Source organism: Nonomuraea maheshkhaliensis (assembly GCF_039529435.1).
GTDB lineage: Bacteria > Actinomycetota > Actinomycetes > Streptosporangiales > Streptosporangiaceae > Nonomuraea > Nonomuraea maheshkhaliensis.
Genome location: NZ_BAAAMU010000110.1, coordinates 1 through 23,505, shown reverse-complemented (window position 1 = coordinate 23,505; position 23,505 = coordinate 1). Strand labels below are relative to the sequence as shown.

The following is a 23,505-nucleotide window of genomic DNA, read 5'->3' as shown; positions in this document are numbered from 1 at the left end:
GTGCCGCGTGACGGCACTCCCCGGAAGGGTTTTCAGGCCCTGCTCTTCTCGATGACCTCCTCCGTCGTCAACGGCGAGCGGGGATGCCTGGTCAGGCACATGGGGATCCGCGTCTTGACCGGAGCGGCGCCCTCCGTCGCCACGTAGAACTCGCCCGAGCTCAGCCGTGAGACGTCCGGCACGTCGCCGCCCTTCGACCTGGCCATCTCCCTGGCGGCGGAGATCTGGATCGGGGCGTTCAGCAGGCCGAAGAACTGCGTGGCCGAGTTGCCGGGGATGTGGTTGTGCAACCCCTTCGGCGCCTGGGTGGCGAAGACCAGGCCGAGACCGTACTTGCGGGCCTGGGAGGCGAGCAGCACCGTGCTGCGGGTGGAGGCCGCCGCCCCCGTGGCCGGCGCGAACGTCTGCGCCTCGTCCATCACCAGCAGCGCGCCCAGCGGCCGGTCCTGCGCCGGATGCCGCTTGAACCAGACGAACAGCTCCATCTGCAACTGGCTCACGAAGCTCTGCCGCTGCTCCAGGGAGGGCAGCCCGACCAGGCTGATCACCGACACCCTCGCCCGTCTGCCCTCCGGCGGGGTCACCAGCAGGGCCGGATCGACCGGAGTCCCGGTGCCGCCGAACAGCGGATCGTTGTCCATGGCGGCGGTCAGCGACTGCGCCAGCCCCGCCGCGATGCGCTGGGCGTCGGCCAGCTCGCTCACGCCGTCGGGCAGGTCCGACAGCAGCGCCGCGAACCCCTTGAGGCTCGTCGCGCCGCGCACCCCGTAGTGCGCCAGCGCCTTGCGCAGCACCGCCTGGCCGAGCTGCGCTTTCTCCGTTTTCGCGTCGAGCCTGATGCGCGGCGCGATGAACGCGACCGCCGCCTCCACCGCCTCGGCGAACTCGTCGGGGTCGCCCGCCAGGCCGGCGAAGTCCGGCAGCGGCTGGAAGCTCAGCGGGCGCCCGCCGGCCCGGCCCGGCGTCCAGACGACCACGTCGGTGCCCGCCAGATACTCCTCGGCCCGGCGCGCGTCCCCCTCCTCCCAGGCCGCCGGCGGCTCGGGCCAGCGCTCGCCCAGCCTGGCCAGGTCGTTGTTCGGGTCCAGCACGATGGCGGGGACGCCCGACAGCGCGCACTCCTCGACCAGGCGGCGGATCAGCACGGTCTTGCCCGACCCTGAGCCGGCGAAGATCGTGACGTGCTTCCTGAGCGCCTCCAGCGCGACGCTCACGGGCGCGCCGTCGGCCATCCGTCGGCCGAGCGCCAGATACGGGACGCGCGTCGCGGACGCACCGGCGTCCCGGTGATGAGTGCTCGCCTGCGGCTGCTCCTGTGCCGGGCCGGGACGAACCGTCCCAGAGGGTGGCGTGGGATCGGGGTCGCGGGTGGGAACGCTCCAGGCGTCGGCCAGGGCCTCGGTGAGGAACGACACCGAGGCCGTCGGCCGCCGCCGCGCCAGCCAGCCCGCCAGGTGCGGCGGGTTCTCGGCGAGCATCGACCTGAGCGCGCCCAGCACCCGGAGATCGTCCTCGCCCATCCGCAGGGTCCGGCCTCCGGCCTGCTCGAACGCCGCGATGGCCGCCCGCGTCGCCGCCCCCTTGGACCACGGCGCGTTCCGCAGCAGGAACAGCCGCCGCTTCGGCACCTCGGCGTCCAGCCCGGCCGCCACGGAGGCCTTGCGGATGCGGTTCAGCGCCGCGTTGCCGTGCCCGGCGGTGATCGCGCGAAAGGCCCAGTGGACCTCGTCCTCGCTCGTCTCGTCCAGGGTGCGGCGCAACCGCGCGTGCAGGGGCGGCTTGGGGCTCGGCGGCGGGTCCACGCTGAACGCGACCCCCGGCTCTCTCTGCTCGGCGATCCAGGCCGACAGCCCGGCCGCCAGCAGCGCGGGCATCGCGGTGTCCTCGCTCACCTGGTCGATCCGCGGCGCGGGGACGCCGTCCCGCAACTCCGCGAACCGGGCGTCCAGGGCGCGCAGGTCGTCGGAAGAGACCGCGGGCACGGAAGGAGGGCCGTCCTGGGCTGCGGTCGTGGCGGTGAGCGCGGTCAGCTCCCGTACGTCATCGTCGGCCAGGCACGCGCGGACGTGCCGGTCGATCGCGATGAGGAGTTGACGCGGCGTGAACCCGGGCGCCTGGGCGAACGCCTCGGGCCGCACCGGCCAGGTGGGGTAGGGCGGCTTGATCCCGGCCTCGCCGTACTGGACCTCGAACCGCCGGGCGATCAGGGCCGTCGCGGTCTCGGCGTCCGGGATGGTCATGAGCTGGACCGCCTGCCTGAACCGGTCCCGTACGGTGTCCACCGCCACGTCCTCGACGAGCGCCCACGTCGCCGGGATGCAGGTCACCACGGTCAGCGTCCTGCGGGTGACCTCGCGCAGCGCCATCAGGCCGCCCGCGATCCGCTCGATCATCGCCGTCTCGCCCGGGTCGCGGGCGGCGCCCTTGGTCGGCATGGAGGACTGGGCGACCAGGGGGTCGATCTGGTCCACGGCGATGATCGTCGGGCCGGTGAGCGCCATCAGGCGGGAGACGTCCCTGACGATCTCCTGTGGCGTCCTGCCGACCTGCCGGATGCCCCACAGGGCGCGCTCGCCCGCCTCGCCCTCGGGCGCGGACGACAGGAACGCCTCGCCCAGGTCCTGCAGCCCTAGGTCGTCGCCGGCCAGCAGCACCAGCGCCCGCGCCGTGTCCTGGCACTCCCGGCCCGCCTGCGGGTCCAGGCGGCGCAGCGCGGTCACGAACAGGTCCAGCTCCTGCCGGGTGACGGCCCGCTTGCCGGTGATCGCGCGCCTGGCCATGCGCGACAGCCCGACCATCGAGGCCAGGCGGTCGAGCAGCACCGTGAGCTGGACCTGGCCGTCCTCCCTGGGCCGCGACAGGCTGTCCAGGATGGACACCACGGTGCTCTCCCAGAAGCCCTTGGCGTCCAGCAGGCCCACCAGGACGAAGTAGCCGCCCTGCTGCTGCGCCTGCTCGCGTACCCAGCCGAGCAGGTGCGTCTTGCCCGTGCCGCGCTGGCCCTGGACGACCACGCCGATGGGGCTGGCGTCCGGCCGGCCCGCCGCCTCGGCCAGGCCGTCGAGGACGATCCTGGTGGACGCGCCGTGCAGCCCCTCCACGTGGTAGTCCGAGCGACGCCACACGTCGTCGGCGCTCTCGGTGTAGTTGAAGCTCAGCGCGGCGAGATCGTGCACGCCGCCGCTCATGGCCTGCCGATCCAGAGCAGGTGCTTGTGCTGCTCGCCGATGAGCACGGCCGCCGCGCGGTCCTCCTCCGTGAGCGTCTTCTGGTTCGACTCGGGGACGAGGTTGACATCGGGCAGCCGTTCCATGAGCACGAGAGTCTCGTCCACGGCGGCCCTGGGCGCGTCCGCCAGCCGCGCGCGCACGTCCGTCAGGCTGACCCACGCGCCGGGGCGCGCGGCCAGGTCGGCGTAGGCGCGGCGGATGCGCGACTGAAGGTCGCCTTCCTCGCCTCGATCCTGGACGCCGGCCGGTCCCTCCTCGTCGTCACCCGGGTGGAAGACGTCGGCCAGGCTCTGGTTGCTGCGTTCCATGTAATGGGGCAGCCAGTCCAGCAGCGCGCGGGCCATCGCGCCCGAGGACCCCGTCTGCGGCGGGACCGCGCCCGCCCGCAGGTCCTCGGCCAGGCGCGCCCAGCCGGCGTCGGTCAGCACGTGCAGGTACGCCCCCCGGCCCGGCCGCCGGCTCTCCACCAGCTTCATCTCGTTGAGCCGCAGCCGCTTCGCGCCGTCGATCGACAGCCTGTGCCGCTGTTTCAGCTCGCTGTTGGAGACCTCCCTGGCCTCGACGGCCAGCACCAGAAGTGCGGCGAAGTCGGGAAGCGACAGCCTGGTGTGCGGCATGTGTCATCCTTCCGTTCCGCGGCGGCCACGCAGGAACTGCGCGATCCGGCGGAGCACGGTCTCGATGTCGGTCAGTACCTGAACATCGACGAAGCGCAGCACGGCGTAACCGTCGAGTTGGAGCAGCACGTCCCGCTCCCGGTCGGCGGCGAATTTGGCCGCGCCCCTGTGGTCGGGCCCGTCGATCTCCACCACGCAACGCTCCCGCTCCCACAGCAGGTCCAGCCGGATGGGGGCGGCCAGGGGGTGCGGCAGGTACGTCTGGTTCCATGACCGCCCCACCGCCCACGCACACCGCGCCAACGCCGCCTCCAGAGCCAGCTCCCCAGGACTCCCAGGATGCGGCCGCCCAGCGACGGCCGGATACTCCATCCGACCGCCACCGGCCTGCGCCCCACCGGTCTGAGCTCCCTCGGCTTGGGTCGCGCCGGCCTCGGCCGGGCCGGGTTCGGTGGCCGGTGCGGCGGAGTGCCATGGTGGGCCTGCCGGAACGGCGGTTCCGGCGGGCCCGGTGGGGCCGCCGGTGAGGCGCGGTCGTACGGTCGGCACCCGGTCGACGGCGTCCAGGGGCGCGCCTGTCAGCCACACGCCCGCTTTCGCCCGCTGGGCCAGCCACTCGCAGCCCGCCACGAACACCTCCTGCGCGGCGGCCCCGAGCCCGTCGGGGACGTGCACCAGGACGGCGGTCGCGGTCCTGCCGTAGCTGTCGGCCAGCACCCTGGCCAGCCCCGCCGCCCGCACCTCCGGCGGGAACCCACTCGGCCCGCCTGCCAGCGCCCGCTCGGCCAGTTCGGCCAGGAACGGGCCGTAGTGCTCGCCGGTGGACGCCCTGCGCAGCGCCAGCGACCGGACAGCGCGCAACCCGGCACCACCCGGGCCGTCGATCCCGGCGGCGCCCGGCAGCCAGGCGGGGAGCAGGGCCAGCGCCGCCGCGTCCAGCTCACGCAGGACGGACGCGACCAGCCCGGCCACGGTACGGGCGTCGTCCAGCAGTTCGGCGAGCCTGGGCCGGTAGGTGAGGATGGCCGGCGCGCCCGGCGGCAGCGGGTCGATGCTCAGTGCCATGGCGTCGGCTTCCACGTCGAGCCGCACCACCCGGCCGACCGGCAGATCGGACCACGACCGCACAAGCACCACCGCCCCGGGGCCGAATCGGCTTCCGTGACGGTGTATATCGCCAATCCGGTGATCAGCGCAGCCGGGGACGCCCCGCAGAGGTGTAGGAGTCACTCGGCGGTCGGCCCGGCGGGGACTCCGGGGCGGAGGAGTCAGCCGGCGGTCAGGCCGATGACGCCTGCGGGGGCGTAGGAGGCGCGGGTCAGCATGGCCTGGGCGAGGGATGCCTTGACCAGGGCCGCGGCCCGGACGACGGGCACCAGGGTGAGGGCGAACAGCACGCCGATGGCGGTGTTGACGCCCACGAAGGCCAGGTCGCCGTCACCCAGACCGAGCAGCGCGGCCAGACCGCGGTCGGTCCCCGGGAGCCGGGCCAGGATCCAGCCGTAGACGGGGAAGGTCAGACCGGCGATCGTCCCGGCCCACCACACCAGGGTCACGATGGCGGCGGCCAGCGAGAGCGGGAAGGCGATGATGCCGTACAGCAGGTCGAGCCAGGACTGCCCGCTGGCCAGCGGGTTCATCAGGCGGCGGAACCAGCCGGCCCCGGACGGGACGGCGGTGTAGGAGGGGCGGGCGACGGAGCGGCCGAGGACCTCCGGCAGCGCGACCCGTTCGACGTCGCTCAGGCCCCTGGCCATGGCGGCGGCGCCGGCCAGGATGGGCAGGCCGACGAACGCGACCGCGCCGCCCACCCCGGCCGCGATCCCGGTCACGGCGACGGCGAAGTGAAGCACGGCCACGGGCAGGCCGAGCAGGGCGTAGCGGGTGTCGGTGGCCAGACGGCGCCGGAGGGAGGTCATGCGAGGAACGCTACGGACTCGCCCCCCGCCGCCACGAGCCTGCCCACGGCACGTTCGAAGGTAGGGTGCGCCCTACCTGAAGCGCCGCGTGACCCAGCGGCGGGTCCAGCGGCCCAACCCGAAGCCGTGCGTGATCCTTTGGTGGGGTGGGACTAGCCGAAGCCGCGGGCGGCGCGGTCGTGGCGGAAGGCGTGCAGGCGGGTGAAGTCGAGGTCGAAGGCGGAGACGGGCGCGTCGGGCGGGCCGGTGAAGAAGCCGGTGTGCGTCTGGGGGCAGGGGTTGGCGAAGCCCGTGACGCCCGCGCACGGATGCCCCTGGTACGTGGTCTCGTGGTGCCAGTCGCTGACCGCCACGTACGTCATGAACTCGTACGCCCGCGCCACGCTCATGTGCTGCCACAACTCCCTCGCCGGAGCGGGGCCGGACCACCGGGTGAGGGAGAAGGCGGGCACGAGGACCGCGTCGAAGGCGTCGTGGCCGGACAGGGCGGCCGAATACCACAGGTCGGCGCAGAGTAAGACGTGCAGGCGGCGCCCGGCCAGCTCGAACCCGGCGCTCGGCAGACCGGGCCGCACGCCGTTGCGCAGCTCCAGCCCGTACGGATGCACCTTGTCGTACTCCAGCAGCAGCCGGCCTCCCGAGTCGAACACCGCGCCCCTGTTGACGGGACCGTCGTAGTGGGAGCCACCCACGACGGCGGCCCCCGAGCCCTCGGCCAGAGCGCGCACCCTGGCCAGGTAGTCGGCGCGGGGCAGGCTGGAGCCGGCCAGCTCGGGCAGCAGCACGACATCGCCAGTGGGGTCGCCGGCGGGGGAGGGGAGCAGGTCCTCGATGGCGTCGAAGTTGGCGTGGCCGTCGGGGGACCAGTGCGGGGGTTGAACCAGGATGATCTTCATGAGGCCCGGCTACCGGGGCACGGCGAGGCGGAGGGGGGTCAGGTCCTCGATGTGGACCGGCTCCTGGCAGGCCGCGCACACCGTGACCGGCTCCAGCACCGCCCCGCAACTGTGCTCCCAGACCGCGGGCGGCTCGCCCTCGGTGACGTAACGGTCGCCCCAGGACATGAGCGTCAGCAGCACCGCGTTGAGCGCCTGGCCCGACTCGGTCAGCACGTACTCGTGACGCGGCGGATGCGTCTCGTACAGGCGGCGCTCCAGCAGTCCTGTCTCCTCCAGCTTGCGCAGCCGGGTGGTGAGGATGTCGCGGCTGGCGCCGGTGTTGCGGGCGATCTGGTCGAAGCGCCGCACGCCCAGGAAGATCTCCCGCAGGGCGAGCAGGCTCCACCGTTCGCCGACGACCGCCAGCGCGTTGGCGATCGAGCATTCCCTGGGCATGAGGGCGCCTCCTACTACACAGTCCGGATTTCCAACTTACCGGCTGCCGGGGATCGCGGCGAGCAGCTCGCGGGTGTAGTCGTCCGAGGGACGGTCGAAGATCTCCTCGGTGGCGCCGCTCTCCACGATCCGCCCGCCGCGCATGACGTGCACCGCGTGGGAGATCATCCGTACCACGGCCAGGTCGTGGCTGATGAACAGGTACGTCAGCCCCAGCTCGCGCTGCAGCCCGGCGAGCAGCTCCAGGATCTGCGCCTGCACCAGCACGTCCAGCGCGGAGACGGCCTCGTCGAGCACGACCAGCTCGGGCGACAGGGCCAGCGCGCGGGCGATGGCCACCCGCTGGCGCTGGCCGCCGGACAGCTCGTGCGGCAGCCGCTCGCCCATCGACGCGGGCAGCGACACCTTCTCCAGCAGCTCGGCCGCCGTCCGCCTGCGCTCGGCCGCGGTGCCGACGCCGTGCACGCGCAGCGGCTCGGTGATCGACTTCTCGACGGTGTAGCGGGGGTCGAGGGAGGCGTACGGGTTCTGGAACACCGGCTGCACCCGCCGGCGGAAGGCGAACAGCTCCTGGCGGCCCAGCCCGGCGGTGTCCGTGCCGTCGAAGCGGATGCTGCCCGAGGTCGGCTCGTCCAGGCCGAGCAGCAGGTTCGCGGTCGTCGACTTGCCCGAGCCCGATTCGCCCACGATCGAGACGGTACGGCCCCGGGGCACGGTGAACGACACCCCGTCCACCGCCGTGAACTCCTCGCCGGTGCCCCGGACGGGGAACACCTTGCGCAGGTCCTCCACCACGACCAGGTCCCCGGTCTGCGCGGGCGGCTCGGCGACGCGGACCGATGACAGGCTGGGCACGGCCTTCAGCAGCCGCCGGGTGTAGTCGTGACCGGGATCGGCGAGGATGCCGGCCGCGGGCCCGGTCTCCACGATCTCCCCCTGGTACATGACCGCCACCACGTCGGCCCGCTCGGCCGCCAGCGCCAGATCGTGCGTGATGAGGAAGACCGCCGTGCCCATCTCGGCGGTGAGCTGCTCCAACTGGTCGAGGATGCGCCGCTGCACGGTCACGTCCAGGGCGGAGGTCGGCTCGTCGGCGATGAGCAGCTTCGGCCGGCAGGCCAGCCCCATGGCGATCAGCGCGCGCTGCCGCATGCCGCCGGAGAACTCGTGCGGGTACTGCGCCAGCCGCCGCTCCGGGTCGGGGATGCCGACCATGTCGAGCAGCTCCACCACGCGGGCGCGCGCGGCCCTGCCCGTGGCGACCCCGTGCACCTCCAGGGCCTCGGCGATCTGGTCGCCGATGCGCATGAGCGGGTTGAGGTTCGACATCGGGTCCTGCGGCACCAGGCCGATGCCCGCGCCGCGGATGGCGGTCATCTCGCGCTGGCTCGCCTTGGCCAGGTCCCGGCCGTCGAACAGCACCTGGCCGCCGGTGATCCGGCCGTTGCCGGGCAGCAGCCGGTTGACCGCCGCCGCCGTGGTCGACTTGCCGGAGCCGGACTCGCCGACCACCGCGACGGTCTGGCCGGGCAGGATCTCCATCGAGACGTTCCTGACGACGGTGACGTCCTGCCTGCGGGTGCGGAAGGCGACCGACAGGTCGCGGATCTCCAGGAGCGGGCTCATACGGTCCTCGATCGGTGGGAGACGGCCTGCAGCAGGTCGGCCCAGAGGGCGTCGGTCGGCGTCGGCGGGCCCTCGGTGAGCAGGCGGTTGGAGGCCAGCGCCAGCGTGATGTCACGGCCGGGCACGAAGCCGACCGCGCAGCCCACGTAGCCGGGGTGGCCGAGCACGGTGACGGTCTCGCCGGCCAGCTCCAGCGCGTACCGGCGAAAGCCCAGCGCCTGCTCCTGGTCGGGGCCGGGGGCGAAGAACTCCCGTGCCACCGAGGGCCGCCACAGGTGGTCGTAGTCCTCGTACCTGGACAGCGCGGCCCCGTACTTGAGCAGGTCGGGCACGGTCGAGAACAGGCCCGCGTGGCCGGAGACGCCGTCCAGGGCGTGGAAGGCGTTGCCGTCGGCGACCTGCCCGATCACCGGCTCCGCGCGCCAGCGGGCGAAGTCGGTGCTGCGGTAGGGGACCGGGTAGGGCCGGCCGGTGTCCAGCATGGTCATCTCGACCCGGTCGTCGAGCGCGCTCATGGCCGCCTCCGAGCCGGCCGGGCGGGCGTACGTGGTCGAGGTGAGGCCGAGCGGCCGGGTGACCAGCTCGGCCAGCGCCCGGTCCAGCCGCAGCCCGGTGACGGCCGCGACGATCCGGCCCAGCAGGACGAAGCCCAGGTCGGAGTAGTGGCGGGCGCGGCCTGGCCGGTAGCGGGGCGGCGGCAGCTCCGGCGCGATGTAGAGCGGCCACCACTCCCACAGCCCGCCCCGGTGCAGCAGCAGGTCCCGCACGGTGATCGCCTCGTACGACCGCGGCAGGTACGCGCTCAGCGGCGCGTCCAGGTCCACCAGCCGGTCCGACACCAGCCGCATGAGCATCGTGGTCGTGGCCATGACCTTGGTGACGGAGGCGAGGTCGTGGTACGTCTCCGGGGTCATCAGGTCCACCCCCGTGAGGTCGTCGGGGCGCACGGTGCGGTACCCGGCGTACTCGTCGAGGTCGAACCACGGCGTACGGGCCGCCATGACCAGCCCAGGCGGCGGCGTGTGCTCGGGCTTCGTGCCCTCGGGCGCCGTCATCGGGCCGGCACCAGCGCCAGCGTCAGAGACCGCGGCGGCTCGGCGAGCGGCGCGGGCAGGACCAGCGGGCCGGTGCCGGGCGTCAGCGTGCCGAGGACGCGGGGCCCGGTGGCTCCCGTCCCGCCGGGCGCGGTGCCCGGCAGCCCGTGCGCGCTCAGCCAGCCGATCAGCGCGAACGCGATCGCCTCCTTGTCGTCGGAGGGCGCGCCGAACTCGTCGGACGGGGCCACCCGCACGCCGGTCACCGCAGCAAGCAGCCCGTCCATGATCACGGGGTTGCGGCAACCGCCGCCGGAGACGACCAGCGTGCCCACCCCTGCGGCCCGCACGTCCGCGGCGACCGTGCGCACGGTCAGCTCGGTCAGCGTCGTCACCAGGCCGGCGTCGTCGGCGGCCGAGCCGGACCTGGCCACCGCCGCGTCCAGGTAGCCCAGGTGGAACAGCTCCTTGCCGGTGCTCTTCGGCGCCGGCAGCCGGTAGTACGGCTCGTCCAGCAGCTCCGCCAGCAGCCGCTCGTCCACCCGGCCTGAGGCCGCGATGCGCCCGCCCTCGTCGAAGCCGCGCGGGTTCAGGCCCCTGCTCGTCACCACGGCGTCGATCAGCGCGTTGGCCGGGCCGATGTCGTACGCGTGCAGCGAGCCGTCGCGGACCACGGTCATGTTCGAGATGCCGCCCAGGTTGAGCGCTCCCGCGCCGCCCTCGTGCCCGCCGAGCAGCAGCCCGTCCAGCACCGACACCAGCGGCGCGCCGTGCCCGCCGGCCGTGATGTCCCTGATCCTGACGTCGGACAGCACCGGCGCGCCGGTGCGCTCGGCGATCCAGGCGGGCTGGCCGATCTGCAGCGTGCCGAGCGCGTGCGTGCCCTCGACCCAGTGGTAGACGGTCTGCCCGTGGGAGACGATCAGATCGACCGGCCCACCCTGGGCGATGGCCTGCGCCGCGGCCTGCGCGAAGCTCTGCCCGATGAGCGTGTCCAGCTCGCACACCTCGGCCAGCGTCGTCGGTGCGGGCGGCAGCGCCGCGATCAGCCGCGCCCGCAGCTCGTCCGGGTACGGGGTGCTCGCCGTATGCCCGACCCGGCCTTCGAGCACGCTCCCGACGAGCTCGAAGTCCACCACGGCCACGTCGATCCCGTCGTGCGAGGTGCCGGAGATCATCCCGAGTACTCTCATGCCCGCTCCCCGAACGCCGTCCCGAGCTGCCGCCCCATCCGCTGGCCCAGCCGCCGTACCGTCATGCCCGCTCCCCGAGTGCCGTGCGCAGCCGTCCGCCGGCCCGTTCCAGCCGCGCCGCCGCGTCCTGCGGCGACAGGTCGAAGCGCGAGGCCACGACCGCCTGTTTGACGTTGAAGCCGTTGGCGTCCAGCGCCGCCAGCGCCTCCTCGCGTCCCGCTCCCGTGATCGTGCGCACCATGCTCACGGCCCGCTCGCGCAGCTTGCCGTTGCTCGCCTTCACGTCGACCATGAGGTTCCCGTACGTCTTGCCGAGCCGCACCATCACGATCGTCGAGAACATGTTGAGCACGAGCTTCTGCGCCGTGCCCGCCTTGAGCCTGGTCGAGCCGCTGATCACCTCGGGCCCGACGAGCACCTCGATCGCGTGCTCGGCCGCCTGACCGAGCGGCGAGCCCGCGTTGCACGACAGCCCCACGGTCAGGGCGCCCAGCGCGCGGGCCCGCCGCACGGCGGCCAGCACGTACGGCGTCCGCCCGCTGGAGGCGATGCCCACCACGGTGTCCAGGGGCCCGATCCCGGCCGCGTCCACGGCCACCGCCCCCGCCTCCTCGTCGTCCTCGGCCCCCTCGCAAGGGGAGACGATCGCGCTCTCGCCGCCCGCGATGATCGCGAAGACCTGCTCGGGCGGCGTCGAGAACGTCGGCGGGCACTCCGAGGCGTCCAGCACGCCTAGCCGCCCCGGGGTGCCGGCGCCCACGTAGACGAGCCGGCCTCCGGTCTCCATGCGCGCGGCCGCCGCCTCGATGGCCGCGGTGATGCTCGGCAGCGCCGCGGCGACCGCGGCGGGCACCGTGGTGTCGGCCGCGTTCATGGTCGCCGCCAATTCGCCGACGCTCATCACATCGATGCCGGCGAAGCGCGGATCGGCCGACTCCGTCGTCAGTTCTGAGAGGTTCACCGCTTCCCTCGGTTCCGGGGGTCGAGTGTGTCGCGCAGGCCGTCGCCGAGCAGGTTGAGACCCACCACGAGCAGCACGACGACCGCGCCGGGCGCGATCAGGGTCCAGGGGGCCACGAACACCAGGCTGCGCGCCTCGAAGATCATCGAGCCGAGCGACGGTGCCGGCGGCGGGGTGCCCAGGCCCAGGAAGCTCAGCGACGCCTCGGTCAGCACCGCCCACGACAGCGACAGCGCGACCTGGATGACGATGATCGAGGTGATGTTCGGCAGCACGTGACGCAGCATGATCTGCCAGCGGCTCAGGCCGGTGGACACGGCCGCCTTCACGTACTCGATCTCCCTGAGCGAGAGCACGGGCCCGCGGGTGACCCGGATGAAGATGGGGACGTAGACGATGGCGATGGCCACGGCGATCGTGAACCAGTTGCGGTCCAGCACCGAGGCCAGCGACAGCGCCAGCAGCAGCGGCGGGAAGGCGAACAGCACGTTCGTCACCCCGCCGATGGCGCCGTCGGCCAGGCCCCGGTAGAAGCCGGACACGAGCCCGCCCAGCGTGCCGACGACGGTCGCGAACGCCACCGCGACCACCGCGATCAGCGCCGAGTTGCCCACGCCCGCCGCCACCCTGGAGAAGACGTCGCGGCCGAACTGGTCGGTGCCGAACAGGTGCTCGCCGGACGGCGCGAGGAAGCGCGCCGGCGGATGCTGCGCGATCGGGTCGTAGGGCAGCAGCCCCAGGTACGACAGCACCGCCACCACGGCCAGCAGCGCCAGGATCACCACGCCGGCCAGCCCCACGGGGCTGCGCCGCAGCAGGGCGCTCACGAGGCCCTCACCCGGGGGTCGATCAGCCGGTAGAGCCCGTCGGTCAGCAGGTTGACCAGCACGAACGCCAGCGCGATCACCAGCACCGTGCTCTGCACGACCGCGTACTCCTTCTGCTGGATCCCCAGCAGCACCTGCCGCCCGATCCCGGGGACGGAGAAGATCTGCTCGACCACGACGGCCCCGCCCAGCAGGTAGCCGAACTGCAGCCCGGTCATGGTCACGATCGGCACGAGCGCGTTGCCCAGCACGTGCCTGATCTGCAGCCGCCGCTCCGGCACGCCCTTGGCACGGGCGGTGCGCACGAAGTCGTTCGAGCGCACCTCCAGCACCGCCGTACGGGTGGTGCGCAGGATGGGCGCGGCGATGCCGAAGCCCAGCACGAGGGAGGGCAGCAGCATCTGCCGCAGGTTGAGCAGCGGGTCGTCGACGAAGGCGGCGAAGCCCTGCCCGTTGGGGTTGAACCCGAACGACGCCGCGAAGACCGACAGCAGCGTCGTGGCCAGCAGGAACGCCGGGATCGACAGGCCGGCCAGGCTCACCACCTGGCCGGCGGCGTCGCGGACGGAGTTCGTCCGCGAGGCCGCCAGCATGCCCAGCGGCACCCCGATGAGCAGCGCCAGCACGATCGAGAACACCGCCAGCTCGAACGTCACCGGCAGCGAGTGCAGCGTCAGCTCCAGCACGCTCTGCTGCGAGCGGGCCGAGTAGCCGAAGTTGCCGGTGAACATGTTGCCCAGCCACGAGAAGAACTGGGTGACCAGCGACTGGTCCAGGCCGTAGTACTGCTCCAGGGCCTGCCGCTGGGCCGGGGTGAGCGCGGCGGCCTCGGTGCCGAGACCGGCCGTGATCTGGTCGCCGGGGATCGCCCTGAGCATGACGAAGACGAACACGGCCACCCCGAACAGGATGCCCAGCGTCTCGGCCACGCGCCGCAGGACGCGGTTGCGCAGGATCGTCATCCGACCGAGGTGGTCCGCAGGTACTGCAGCGAGCCGCTGGCCATCGGGACGAAGCCCTGCACGCCGGAGGTCGTGGCGGTGTAGGTGTAGCCGGCGAACAGCCAGATCCAGGCGGCGTTGTCCTCCAGCGCGGCGCCGACCTTCTCGTAGATGGCCTTGCGCTCGGCCTGGTCGGTCGTCGCCTTGCCCTGCGCGAACAGCTCGTCCAGCTCGGGGGAGCTGTAGCCGGCGACCTTGTTCAGGTTGCCCTTGCTGGTGAAGTAGCGGCCGTAGGAGCCGTCGGGGTCGGGGCGCCCGCCGTTGAGCGCCACGGCCGCGTCGAAGTCGGCCGCCACCCAGCGGTCCACGAACGCGCCGGACTCCAGCACCTCCAGGTCCAGGGTGATCTTCGCCTCGGCGAGCTGGGCCTTGAGGTTCTGCGCCTCGTTGACGGAGGTGGCGTACTCGCCCTGGGAGACGATGGTCTTGATCGTCACGCCGCCGGGCTTGCCGGCCTTGGTGAGGTACTCGGCCGCCTTGGCCAGGTCGCGGGCCGGGCAGGGGCGCTTGTTCGGGTCCGACTTGAACGCCGGGGCGGTGATCGGTCCTGTCACCTCGCCCTCGCCGAGCGCCGCGGTGTCGAGCACCTGCTTGCGGTCGATCGCGCACTGGACGGCCAGGCGCACGTTGACGTCCTTGAGGTCGCCGTGCTGCGCGTTGAGCTGGAGCACGTGGTAGTTGAGCTGCGGCGTCTTGGCCACCTGGATCGTGCCGCCGCCGGCCGCGGTCTGCGCGACGAGCGGGTCGTTGAAGACCGCGAGCTGCACGTTGCCCGACTGCATGGCCGACACGATGGACGACTCGTCGGGGATCACCCGGAACTCGACCGAGGCGAGCTTGGGCTTCTCGGCGCCCCAGTACTTGTCGTTCCTGGTCAGCGTGATCGACTGGCTCGGCACGCGCTTGCCCAGCGTGAACGGGCCGGTGCCGTTGGGCGTGGCGTTGAGCTTCTCCTCGGTGTCGTCGGAGGAGAGGATCGCCAGGTTGACGGTGGCCAGGTTGGCGGGCAGCGCCGCGTCGGGGCCGCTCAGCCCCAGCTCGACCGTGTCGGGGCCGCTCGCCTTGACCGACGTGACCGAGGCGAGCGAGGCGCGGGCCACGGCCGCGGTCTTCTCGTCCATGATCTTGTCGAGGGAGTCCTTGACGTCCTTGGAGTCGAACGCGCTGCCGTCGGCGAACGTCACGCCCTGGCGCAGCTTGAGCGTCAGCTTCTTGCCGTCGTCGGAGGTCTCCCAGGACTCGGCCAGGCCGGGGACGACGTTGAGGTCCTTGTCGAACTCGGTCAGCGTGCCGTAGAGGTTCTGCAGCACGTTGACGGCCTGGAACTGGGTGGCCTTCCAGGGGAAGAGCGTGTCGGGGTCGGAGGTCACGCCGACGACGAGCGCGCCGCCCGGCGCTCCGGTGCCGGACGCGGTGCCGGAGGGTGCGCCCGAGGAGGACGAGCAGGCGGTGAGGGCGAGGGACAGCGCAGCGGCGATGCCGACCGCGGAGATGGCGCCACGGGGCATATGGTCTCCTCAGAACAGTAGGTCATAAAATTACGCAGACCATACCATCGAGGTACTTTCTTTCCAGCATGGGGTGATGATGGCGGAGGACGCCGAGACGCTGCTGATCCGCATCCGCGCGGCCATGCCGGCCCTGCGGCCGTCGGAGCGGCGGATCGCCGGTGAGTTCACCGGAGATCCGGCCGCAGCGGCGAACCTGTCCATCGCGCAACTGGCCGCCCGCTGCGAGACCTCGACCACCTCCGTGGTGCGTTTCTACCAGCGCATGGGCTACGCCCACTACAAGGACTTCAGGATCGACCTGACCAGGGCGGTGGCCAGGGAGGAGATCGCCCGCAGGGAGGCGGGGCCGAACGTGCCCGAGGCGTCGGGCGACATCGACAGGAACGACAGCCTGGAGGGCATCGTCTCCAAGGTCGCCATGAACGAGACGCTCTCCATCGCCGACACGGCCCGCTCGCTGGACATGGACGCGCTGGGCCGGGCGGTGGCGCTGCTGCTGGCCGCGCGCAGGATCGACAGCTTCGGCGTGGGGGCGAGCGCGCTGGTGGGGCTCGACCTGCAGCAGAAGCTGTCACGTATCGGACGGACCGCGCTCAACTGGCACGACGCGCACTCCGCCTGGACCTCGGCCGCCACGCTCTCCGCCGGCTGTGTGGCGGTGGCCGTCTCGCACAGCGGTGCCACCGTGGACACCGTCGAGTTCCTCGCCATCGCCCGCAGGTCGGGGGCCGCGACGGTGGCGATCACGAACTTCCACGACTCGCCGCTGGCCCGTGCGGCCGACGTGACGCTCACGACGGCCGCGCGGGAGACCAAGTTCCGCTCGGGCGCGCTGGGCAGCCGCATCGCCCAGCTCATGGTGGTGGACTGCCTGTTCACCGGTGTCGCGCAGGCCTCCTACGACGAGTCGATGCGGGCGCTGCGCGACACGTACGCGGTGGTGCACGACCGCGTCGTCAAGCGCGTCTGAGCGGGTCCGAGCCGGTCGCCGCGTCGTCAGGCGCGTCCGAGCTGGTCGGACGCGCTGTGAAGACGCGCTGTGAAGACGCGCTGTGAAGACGCGCTGTTAAGACGCGCTGTGAAGACGCGCTGTGAAGACGCGCTGTGAAGACGCGCTGTGAAGACGCGCTGTTAAGACGCGCTGTGAAGACGCGCTGTGAAGACGCGCTGTTAAGACGCGCCGTGAACCCGTCCGGCCGAACGCGCCGTCAGTTCGCGCGCTCGACGGTCTCGCAGTCGACGCTCACCGGGTCGAGCGCGGCGCGGTCGGCGAAGGCCGTGTCGCCGATGCCGTCGCCGCAGAACGACAGCTGGTCCGCCGCCTGGTCGCGCAGGTCGAGCACGTCGTCGCCGAGCCCGCCCGACAGCGAGTCACGCCCGTTGCCGCCGGTGAGCCTGTTGGCGAAGCGGTCGCCGGTCAGGTTGTCGGCGGCGGAACTGCCGATGAGGTTCTCGGTCTGGACGTTGTCCTGGTCGGCGGGCCTGCTCGCGGTGGCGTCGCGGCCGTCGTTGGCCTGGCCGTCCAGGGCCACCCGCACGCCGGTGCTGCCCGTGGGGCCGGTGGCGGGCACGCCCTGGTAGGTCGCGGTGTCCACGCCCGCGCCGCCCACGTACATGATCCGGCTGTTCAGGTTGCCCTCGGAGCGGCTGGGCCGGAACAGGTCGTCGCCGGCGTCGCCCTCGACGGTGCCGATCAGCGGCACGAGCGAGGTGAACGTGTCGGCGCCGGTGCCGAGCCGGGCGCCGATCCGGCTGATGCCGACCGAGCACCGCACGGTCGTGGCGTCGCCGGGAGCCTGGACGCAGCCGGGCCCGGGGACGATGGAGACCGAGTCGTTGATCCGCACCGCGTCGGTGCCGGACTCCAGCATGATCAGGACGTTGTTGGCGTCGGCCGAGCCCACGTAGTCGAGCTGCAGGAAGCCGCCGGTGACCACGCGTACGGACGCGGACGAGGTGCCGGCCGAGGAGCCGGCTTGGGCGCCGGCCTGGGCCTGTGCGGTGACGGGTGTCGCCGCGAGCGCGGCGGCGGCGAGGCCGCCGAGCAGGGGCAGGGCTAACGCGCTGCGCTTGAGCACGCGCATGGTTCCTCCTTCAGGAGCGGGTGAATCGTTGACGGCTCCATGGTGGGACGGAACTAAGTTCTGCTCTGCGTACTGGTGCACCGACGATCTGTCTTCCTCGTGACACCGCCGGCCGCTCCCCAAGGCGCAATGCCGATATTTCGGACATGGAAGAATCTGCGGAATGCTGAACCGGATCCTGGCTCTGGCCACCGTCCTCGCACTCGCCGCGGCGGGGTGCGGAATGTCGCCCGCGAACGAGGCCGCGCCGCCGTCCCCATCCGCGGCTTCGCGGTCGAGCGCGCCGGCCACCGGCACGCCGTCCAGCGCCGCCCCGTCGAGCGCGGAGCCGTCGCCGGACGCCCGGCCGGCCCTCGCCGAGACCCGCAGCACCATGACCGAGAGTCTCAAGCTGGAGGTCGTCGGGCTCAACCGGGTCAAGGGCAAGCACCTGGTGGTGCGGCTCCGCCTGTCCAACACCGGGACGAAGGACCTGCCGTGGACCGGCGAGATGGGCGACCAGACCCGCCCGCTCGGCCAGATCAAGTGGGCCTCCGGCATCGGCGTGCTGGACGCGGCGGCCCACACGTGGCTGCTGCCGTACCAGCCGGCGGACTCTCCCTGCCTGTGCAGCGACCAGGATCGTGACGGGCTCGGCTACTTCATCGACCCCGGCGAGTCGATCACCGTGTACGCGGTGCTGCCCGCCCCGTCCGGCAACCCCGCCACGGCCACCGTCGTCACCCCGGCGGGCCCGCCCATGCTGGACGTGCCGATCAGCGACGAGCCCCCGGCCGGTGACTTCCCCGACCCCGACGCCGAGCCCGTCACTCCGGTCACCCGGCGGATCTCGGTGCCGTCGGAGTCGCTGGACAAGTCCGATGAGACCGCGGACGACGGCACCGACCTCCACGTCAACCTCTCCTCCGACGTGCTGTTCGCCGTGAACAAGGCCACGCTCACCGGCCGGGCCAAGGCCGTGCTCGCCCGTACGGCCAAGCTCGTCGACTCCTCGCCGGACGCCGCCGTGAGGGTCGAGGGCCACGCCGACTCCTCGGGCACCGACGCCATCAACGACCCGCTCTCCGAACGCCGCGCCCTGGCCGTGCGGCGGGCGCTGACCGGGCTGGTGACCCGCGAGGGCGTGCGCTTCCAGTCCCGCGGCTACGGCTCGCACCGCCCCCTGTACGACAACGGCACCGAGGAGGGCAAGCGCCGCAACCGCCGCGTGACCGTCAGCTTCGCCAAGCCCAAGCCCCGGCCCGCGGGAGAGGCCGGTGACCTCGTCAGGACGGTCGCGCCGGAGCCGGGCGAGCTCAAGGCGACCGGCCAGGCCAAGGGACAGCCCATCTCGATGGAGGTCGCCGGGCTGCGCCGGCTGCCGGGCGGCCTGGGCCTGCTGACGTACACGATCACCAACGAGGGCTCGGCCGAGGTCTGGTACAACGACCTGCACCACGCACAGGACTGGGAGAGCTACACGTTCCAGGCGGCGAGCAACGTCCGGCTGACGGACCCCGGCGCGCGCCGTCAGTACCTGCCCGGCCGCCTCCAGGTGCCCGACGGCGACCGCGTGCGCAACCACTGCGCCTGCACTGACGTCTCCGGCGTCCGTCTCAGCACCGAGAAGTACGCACCGGGGCAGACCCGTACGTTCTGGAGCCTGTTCGCGCTGCCCGACGACGCCACGACCCTCCAGGCCCGCATCGCCTCGTTCCCCCGCCTCGACGTGCCCGTCCAGTGATCCCCGCCACGTGACCTCGACGCCACGTGATCTCGATGCGCGGCCCCAGGCTCACAGCCCGGATTCACCTGGGGTTCACTGGCCCGCTCTACCTTGTGGGGCCATGAGCTGGAGGTACCGGGCCAACGCCACACTTGAGGGCCTGACGGGATACACACTGAAGCGGCGGCTGAGCAAGGAGCCGCCGAAACCGCCGCCGCCGCCGAAGGTGCCGCTGGAGCTGCGGCGGCTGCCCGGCGACGCGGTACGGCCGCCCGTCGACCCCGGGCACGACCGGTTGCTGCGCGAGCCCGTCTTCCTGCTGTCGTCGGTACGCTCCGGCTCAACCTTGCTGCGCGTCATGCTCGACAGCCACTCCCGGGTGCACTCGCCGATCGAGACGCACTTCCGCCGGGTGAGCGTGGGCCTCGGCACCGACCCCGTACGCCAGGCCATGGAGCTGCTCGGTCACACCCACAGCGATCTCGAACACCTGGTCTGGGACCGGCTGCTGCACCGGGAGCTGACCCGCAGTGGCAAGCCGGTCCTGGTCGAGAAGACACCCAGCAACGTCTTCGCCTGGCGGCGCATCTCGGCCTGCTGGCCGGACGCGCGCTTCGTCTTCCTGCTGCGCCACCCGATGTCGATCGTGCAGTCCTGGCACGAGGCCGACCCGGACAAGCGGCCCATGGAGGAGGCCGTGCCGCGCACGCTGGCGTACATGACCTACCTGGAGGAGGCCAGGACCCACCTGGAGGGCCTGACCGTGCGTTACGAGGAGCTGGTCGCCGATCCCGAAGGGCAGTCGCGCCGGCTCTGCCTGTTCCTCGGCCTGGAGTACGAGCCCGCCATGCTCGACTACGGCAAGCAGGACCACGGCGGCTTCGTCAAGGGCATCGGCGACTGGCGCGACAAGATCCGCGCCGGCACCGTCGTCGCCGGCCGGCCCCTGCCCACGCCCGCGGAGATCCCCGCCGAGCTGCACGACATCTGCCGTCGATGGGACTATCTGCCGTGACAGCCGGCTCACCCCGGCGGTCACGAGGGTGTGACAGAGTTCGCCTGCGATTTGCCCGCCATTCGCCATGCCCTCCGATATGTTGCCCTTCGTGATCAACAGGCCCTCGCGCCGAGCCTTATTCGCCGGTACTCTCGCCGGCCTCGCCCTGCCCGCGGCCACGGCCGCGGGCGCCGAGGCCACCGCCCGCCGCGGCACCCTGCCCGCGCGGCCGAACATCCTGCTCATCCTGGCCGACGACCTGGGATGGGGGGAGATCGGCAGCAACGGGCAGCGCTCCATCAGCACCCCCAACCTGGACCGGCTGGCGGCCGAGGGCGTGCAGTTCAAGACCGCGTACTCGGGCGCGCCGCTCTGCGCGCCGTCGCGGTGCGCACTGCTCACCGGGCTGCACGCCGGCCACAGCACCGTGCGGGAGAACCCGGAGGGCGGGCGGCAGCACGCGCTCACCGACGCCGACCTCACCTTCGCCGAGGTGCTGCGGCTGTCCGGCTACCGTACGGCGTGCATCGGCAAGTGGGGTTTCGGACCCGAGGAGCCGGACCAGCAATCCCACCCCAACGTGCGCGGTTTCGACGAGTTCTACGGCTACATCGAGCACGTCCACGCCCACCAGTACTTTCCCGCCTACCTGTGGCACAACGGCAAGAAGGTGCACCTCGGCGGCCGGTCGTACGCGCCGCACCTGTTCCGCGAGCGCGCGGTCGAGTTCATCGGGCAGGACGACGACCGGCCCTTTCTGCTGTACTTCGCCAGCAACCTGCCGCACGCGCCGAGCGCGATCCCCGGCGACGCCGGCCGGTACGAGAACCGGCCGTGGAGCGCCGCGAACCGCCGCCACGCCGCCCAGGTCGCCCGGCTCGACACCGACGTCGCCGCGCTCGTCAGGGCACTGCGCGACGCCGGGGTGGCCGAACGCACGCTCGTGCTGTTCACCAGCGACAACGGCCCGCACAGCGAGAAGGGCGTGACGCCAGAGCTGTTCGACTCCAACGGCCCCTTCCGCGGCGACAAGCGCGACGTGTACGAGGGCGGCATCCGCGTCCCGATGATCGCCTGGTCGCCGGGCCTGGAGCCGCGGGTGGAGCGGCAGCCGGTGGCGTTCTGGGACGTGCTGCCCACGCTGGCGGACCTGGCCAGGGCGCCCCTGCCCGCCCACGTGGACGGCATCTCCTTCACCGGCCTGCTCACGGGCGCGGGCGCTCCACGGCACCGCCACCTGGTGTGGAACCGGCCGCGCAAGGCCCAGGCCATGCGGCGCGGCAGGTGGAAGGTGGTCAGGTTCAACCCGCACATCGCCGGGGCCGGGCCACGGGGCCGCGTCGAGCTGTACGACCTGAACGCCGACCCCGGCGAGCGCCGCGACCTGTCCGCCAGGCGGCCCGAGCTGACCAAGGAGCTGCTGGCCGAGCTCGACCGCTCGATCGGGGCCGACCCGCGCACCCCGTACGGGCTGCGGACCGAGCTCACCGAGGACCGGCTCGTGGTCACCCTCCACAACGGCTCCGCCGAGCCCTGGCGGAACGTCCGCCTCGGCCTGGACCGGCCGCGGCGGGCGCGGGCGCACTCGGTCGCTCGGGTGGACCCGGGCACGGCCGTCTCGGTCGGCTTCCCCCTGCCGTCCTCCGGCCGGATCACCGCCCGGGCCGCCTTCGACGCCGGCGGCAGGTCGCACGTCTTCCGCCACGTCCACCGGAACGTGAAGCTGGACGAGAGCGCCCTCGACTGAACCTCGACTGAACCGCGACCGACCCACAACCGCCCCGCCCCGCCAACGCCCCGCCACCGCACGGCGGCCGCGCAGGCCGCCGTGGCCTGGCGGCTACGCCACTCTAGTGACGAACAGTGATGACATCGCTACGGAATGTTGACATTCTGATGAGGAGGCCATTGCCGGCGAGGAGAGGAACGCATGAACCTGATCACCCGAGCGGAATGGAACGCCAGGAAGCCGACCGCGGGCTACGTCCGCCTGTCCGCCACCAGGGGAGTGAAGATCCACTACACCGGCGGCGCGGTGCCCGCCGACCTGGCCGATCAGGAGAACCATGACCGCTGCGTCGACCTGGTCCAGGACATCCAGCGCATGCACATGTCGGGCGGCCGCGGCGAGAAGTACATCGACCTGGGCTACTCCATGGTCTGCTGCCCGCACGGGAACACGTTCATGGGCCGCGGCCCGCACGCCCTGCCCGCCGCCAACGGCGCCGGCCTCAACTCCGGCCACTACGCCGTCCTCGCGCTGCTCGGCGACTCGGGGCTGACCGAGCCGAACGACGACCTGCTCAACGCCCTGGTCGACGCCATCGAATACCTGCGCGAGCACGGCGACGCCGGCCGCGAGGTCAAGGGGCACAGGGACGGCTACGCCACCTCGTGCCCCGGCGACCCGCTCTACCGCTGGGTACGCGCCGGGGCCGAGCGCCCGTAGCCCCTCACCCCGGAGCCCCATCAGAGTGGACGCTGTCGGAGCAGCCGCCGTCAGAGCAGGCGGCCGACGTGGGCCAGCGCCTGCTTGAGCAGCACGCCCTGCCCGCCCGCCATCTCCTGCTGCACCATCGGCGAGGCCGCCTCCTCCGGGGTGAACCACACCAGGTCGAGCGCGTCCTGCCGGGGCCTGCAGTCACCGGCCACGGGCACGATGTAGGCCAGGGAGACGGCGTGCTGGCGCGGGTCGTGGTAGGGGGTGACGCCGGGCGTGGGGAAATACTCGGCCACGGTGAAGGGCTGCGGCGAGATGGGGATCTGCGGCAGCGCGACGGGGCCGAGGTCCTTCTCCAGATGACGCATCAGGGCGTCGCGGATCCGCTCGTGGTGCAGGACCCGTCCCGAGACCAGCGCCCGACTGACCGTGCCGTCCGACGCGATGCGCAGCAGCAGGCCGACGTGGGTGACCACCCCGGTGTCGTCGACCCGCACCGGCACGGCGTCGATGTAGAGGATGGGCATGCGGCCGCGCACCGATTCCAGTTCGTCCGGTGACAGCCAAGCAGGCGTGGTTTCGGTCTTTTCGGTCATCTGCTGATCGTAAGGCCCGGGGACTCAGCGGCGTACCGCGGTCCGGCCGGGCGGCGTCCGGCTCGGCGTCCGGCCCGCCGTCCATGACGCCGCGCATACGAACAGCACGATGCCGAGGAACGGCAGATAGTCGACGATCTTGCGTTTCATCCGAGGTCACGCTCCGCTCTCCGCTTCGCCAGCCGCCTGCGTTGCGGCTGGACGGTGTACTTGGGATCGTTCGCCGACTCCATCCCGGCCTGGAAGATCGCGAACCTGGTGCACGCCGACCCGGCCAGCAGCGCGGCGCCAGCCGCCACGGCCGCGATCCTGCTGCGCCGCCCCAGCGTGACCCCCGCCACCGCGCCGGCCACCGACAGCGCCTCGCCCAGCCGCAGCAGCCGGCTGCGCTTCAGCGGCTCGGCCAGCGCTCCGAGCCGCCGTTCCATGC

General features: G+C 72.4%; 21 protein-coding genes and 1 pseudogene. 5 read left to right on the top strand and 17 right to left on the bottom strand.

Going from position 1 to position 23,505, the window contains the following annotated elements; translation table 11 throughout:
• Positions 1-32: 32 nt before the first annotated feature.
• The 13 genes from ABFX54_RS43945 to ABFX54_RS43885 all read right to left on the bottom strand — a co-directional run bounded on the left by ABFX54_RS43945 (position 33) and on the right by ABFX54_RS43885 (position 15,250).
• Positions 33-3,188 carry a helicase HerA domain-containing protein gene (locus tag ABFX54_RS43945; RefSeq protein WP_346112919.1) on the bottom strand — a complete coding sequence of 1,052 codons (3,156 nt, stop codon included), beginning with the start codon at positions 3,186-3,188 and terminating at the stop codon, positions 33-35.
• Positions 3,185-3,847, bottom strand: a complete 663-nt coding sequence (locus tag ABFX54_RS43940) for a hypothetical protein (protein WP_346112918.1) — start codon at positions 3,845-3,847, stop codon at positions 3,185-3,187. Before ABFX54_RS43940 ends, ABFX54_RS43945 begins: the two co-directional genes overlap by 4 nt.
• A 3-nt stretch (positions 3,848-3,850) precedes the next feature.
• Entirely contained in the window at positions 3,851-4,975 is a 1,125-nt protein-coding gene (locus ABFX54_RS43935; RefSeq protein WP_346112917.1) for an endonuclease domain-containing protein, read from the bottom strand.
• A 140-nt stretch (positions 4,976-5,115) separates the two neighbouring features.
• On the bottom strand, positions 5,116-5,766 hold the full coding sequence (locus ABFX54_RS43930) for a sensor domain-containing protein (protein ID WP_346112916.1): 651 nt from the start codon (positions 5,764-5,766) through the stop codon (positions 5,116-5,118).
• A gap of 152 nt (positions 5,767-5,918) precedes the next feature.
• Positions 5,919-6,662, bottom strand: coding sequence for a carbon-nitrogen hydrolase family protein (locus tag ABFX54_RS43925; RefSeq protein ID WP_346112915.1), 744 nt, complete (start codon positions 6,660-6,662; stop codon positions 5,919-5,921).
• 9 nt (positions 6,663-6,671) lie between these two features.
• Positions 6,672-7,100, bottom strand: coding sequence for a winged helix-turn-helix transcriptional regulator (locus ABFX54_RS43920; RefSeq protein ID WP_346112914.1), 429 nt, complete (start codon positions 7,098-7,100; stop codon positions 6,672-6,674).
• Between the two features lie 36 nt (positions 7,101-7,136).
• Positions 7,137-8,726: an ABC transporter ATP-binding protein gene (locus ABFX54_RS43915; protein ID WP_346112913.1), complete on the bottom strand. Its 1,590-nt coding sequence runs from the start codon at positions 8,724-8,726 to the stop codon at positions 7,137-7,139.
• Complete coding sequence (locus tag ABFX54_RS43910) at positions 8,723-9,781, bottom strand: serine hydrolase domain-containing protein (RefSeq protein ID WP_346112912.1); 1,059 nt, start codon at positions 9,779-9,781, stop codon at positions 8,723-8,725. The genes ABFX54_RS43915 and ABFX54_RS43910 overlap by 4 nt, the downstream gene beginning before the upstream one ends.
• Positions 9,778-10,953 (bottom strand): anhydro-N-acetylmuramic acid kinase, encoded by a 1,176-nt coding sequence (locus tag ABFX54_RS43905; RefSeq protein WP_346112911.1) that lies wholly within the window; start codon positions 10,951-10,953, stop codon positions 9,778-9,780. Before ABFX54_RS43905 ends, ABFX54_RS43910 begins: the two co-directional genes overlap by 4 nt.
• A gap of 61 nt (positions 10,954-11,014) precedes the next feature.
• Entirely contained in the window at positions 11,015-11,914 is a 900-nt protein-coding gene (gene murQ, locus ABFX54_RS43900) for an N-acetylmuramic acid 6-phosphate etherase (protein WP_346112910.1), read from the bottom strand.
• A complete protein-coding gene (locus tag ABFX54_RS43895) occupies positions 11,911-12,741 on the bottom strand; it encodes an ABC transporter permease (RefSeq protein WP_346112909.1) in 831 nt (276 codons plus the stop codon). The genes murQ and ABFX54_RS43895 overlap by 4 nt, the downstream gene beginning before the upstream one ends.
• The gene (locus ABFX54_RS43890; protein WP_346112908.1) at positions 12,738-13,703 is read right to left on the bottom strand and encodes an ABC transporter permease; all 966 of its coding nucleotides are present in this window, start codon (positions 13,701-13,703) and stop codon (positions 12,738-12,740) included. The genes ABFX54_RS43895 and ABFX54_RS43890 overlap by 4 nt, the downstream gene beginning before the upstream one ends.
• On the bottom strand, positions 13,700-15,250 hold the full coding sequence (locus ABFX54_RS43885; RefSeq protein WP_346112907.1) for an ABC transporter substrate-binding protein: 1,551 nt from the start codon (positions 15,248-15,250) through the stop codon (positions 13,700-13,702). Before ABFX54_RS43885 ends, ABFX54_RS43890 begins: the two co-directional genes overlap by 4 nt.
• A gap of 76 nt (positions 15,251-15,326) precedes the next feature.
• On the opposite strand from ABFX54_RS43885, the gene ABFX54_RS43880 reads away from it, so the two are divergent.
• A complete protein-coding gene (locus ABFX54_RS43880; protein WP_346112906.1) occupies positions 15,327-16,223 on the top strand; it encodes a MurR/RpiR family transcriptional regulator in 897 nt (298 codons plus the stop codon).
• A 238-nt stretch (positions 16,224-16,461) separates the two neighbouring features.
• On the opposite strand, the gene ABFX54_RS43875 is transcribed toward ABFX54_RS43880, so the two are convergent.
• Positions 16,462-17,337, bottom strand: coding sequence for a hypothetical protein (locus tag ABFX54_RS43875; RefSeq protein WP_346112905.1), 876 nt, complete (start codon positions 17,335-17,337; stop codon positions 16,462-16,464).
• Between the two features lie 163 nt (positions 17,338-17,500).
• Between ABFX54_RS43875 and ABFX54_RS43870 the strand changes: the two genes are divergently transcribed.
• From ABFX54_RS43870 to ABFX54_RS43855, 4 genes are all read left to right on the top strand, one after another.
• Positions 17,501-19,060 carry an OmpA family protein gene (locus ABFX54_RS43870; protein ID WP_346112904.1) on the top strand — a complete coding sequence of 520 codons (1,560 nt, stop codon included), beginning with the start codon at positions 17,501-17,503 and terminating at the stop codon, positions 19,058-19,060.
• A 103-nt stretch (positions 19,061-19,163) separates the two neighbouring features.
• On the top strand, positions 19,164-20,057 hold the full coding sequence (locus ABFX54_RS43865; RefSeq protein ID WP_346112903.1) for a sulfotransferase family protein: 894 nt from the start codon (positions 19,164-19,166) through the stop codon (positions 20,055-20,057).
• Positions 20,058-20,148: 91 nt separating this feature from the next.
• Complete coding sequence (locus ABFX54_RS43860) at positions 20,149-21,786, top strand: arylsulfatase (RefSeq protein WP_346112901.1); 1,638 nt, start codon at positions 20,149-20,151, stop codon at positions 21,784-21,786.
• Positions 21,787-21,969: 183 nt separating this feature from the next.
• Positions 21,970-22,488: a peptidoglycan recognition protein family protein gene (locus tag ABFX54_RS43855; protein ID WP_346112900.1), complete on the top strand. Its 519-nt coding sequence runs from the start codon at positions 21,970-21,972 to the stop codon at positions 22,486-22,488.
• A gap of 50 nt (positions 22,489-22,538) precedes the next feature.
• Here the strand turns inward: ABFX54_RS43855 and ABFX54_RS43850 are convergent, their stop codons facing one another.
• The 3 genes and pseudogenes from ABFX54_RS43850 to ABFX54_RS43840 form a co-directional block, all read right to left on the bottom strand.
• Positions 22,539-23,075 carry an NUDIX hydrolase family protein gene (locus ABFX54_RS43850; protein ID WP_346112899.1) on the bottom strand — a complete coding sequence of 179 codons (537 nt, stop codon included), beginning with the start codon at positions 23,073-23,075 and terminating at the stop codon, positions 22,539-22,541.
• Between the two features lie 24 nt (positions 23,076-23,099).
• Entirely contained in the window at positions 23,100-23,225 is a 126-nt protein-coding gene (locus ABFX54_RS43845; protein WP_346112898.1) for a hypothetical protein, read from the bottom strand.
• Positions 23,222-23,505 (bottom strand): annotated as a pseudogene (locus ABFX54_RS43840) (NrfD/PsrC family molybdoenzyme membrane anchor subunit); the annotation flags it as partial. The pseudogene ABFX54_RS43840 and the gene ABFX54_RS43845, both read right to left, overlap by 4 nt.

Bases quoted from the DNA above. Each gene is read 5' to 3' on its own strand.
- ABFX54_RS43945 (WP_346112919.1), bottom strand. From the start codon at position 3,188: ATGAGCGGCGGCGTGCACGATCTCGCCGCGCTGAGCTTCAACTACACC.
- ABFX54_RS43940 (WP_346112918.1), bottom strand. From the start codon at position 3,847: ATGCCGCACACCAGGCTGTCGCTTCCCGACTTCGCCGCACTTCTGGTG.
- ABFX54_RS43930 (WP_346112916.1), bottom strand. From the start codon at position 5,766: ATGACCTCCCTCCGGCGCCGTCTGGCCACCGACACCCGCTACGCCCTG.
- ABFX54_RS43925 (WP_346112915.1), bottom strand. From the start codon at position 6,662: ATGAAGATCATCCTGGTTCAACCCCCGCACTGGTCCCCCGACGGCCAC.
- ABFX54_RS43920 (WP_346112914.1), bottom strand. From the start codon at position 7,100: ATGCCCAGGGAATGCTCGATCGCCAACGCGCTGGCGGTCGTCGGCGAA.
- ABFX54_RS43915 (WP_346112913.1), bottom strand. From the start codon at position 8,726: ATGAGCCCGCTCCTGGAGATCCGCGACCTGTCGGTCGCCTTCCGCACC.
- ABFX54_RS43910 (WP_346112912.1), bottom strand. From the start codon at position 9,781: ATGACGGCGCCCGAGGGCACGAAGCCCGAGCACACGCCGCCGCCTGGG.
- ABFX54_RS43905 (WP_346112911.1), bottom strand. From the start codon at position 10,953: ATGAGAGTACTCGGGATGATCTCCGGCACCTCGCACGACGGGATCGAC.
- ABFX54_RS43890 (WP_346112908.1), bottom strand. From the start codon at position 13,703: ATGACGATCCTGCGCAACCGCGTCCTGCGGCGCGTGGCCGAGACGCTG.
- ABFX54_RS43885 (WP_346112907.1), bottom strand. From the start codon at position 15,250: ATGCCCCGTGGCGCCATCTCCGCGGTCGGCATCGCCGCTGCGCTGTCC.
- ABFX54_RS43880 (WP_346112906.1), top strand. From the start codon at position 15,327: ATGATGGCGGAGGACGCCGAGACGCTGCTGATCCGCATCCGCGCGGCC.
- ABFX54_RS43875 (WP_346112905.1), bottom strand. From the start codon at position 17,337: ATGCGCGTGCTCAAGCGCAGCGCGTTAGCCCTGCCCCTGCTCGGCGGC.
- ABFX54_RS43870 (WP_346112904.1), top strand. From the start codon at position 17,501: ATGCTGAACCGGATCCTGGCTCTGGCCACCGTCCTCGCACTCGCCGCG.
- ABFX54_RS43865 (WP_346112903.1), top strand. From the start codon at position 19,164: ATGAGCTGGAGGTACCGGGCCAACGCCACACTTGAGGGCCTGACGGGA.
- ABFX54_RS43855 (WP_346112900.1), top strand. From the start codon at position 21,970: ATGAACCTGATCACCCGAGCGGAATGGAACGCCAGGAAGCCGACCGCG.
- ABFX54_RS43850 (WP_346112899.1), bottom strand. From the start codon at position 23,075: ATGACCGAAAAGACCGAAACCACGCCTGCTTGGCTGTCACCGGACGAA.
- ABFX54_RS43845 (WP_346112898.1), bottom strand. From the start codon at position 23,225: ATGAAACGCAAGATCGTCGACTATCTGCCGTTCCTCGGCATCGTGCTG.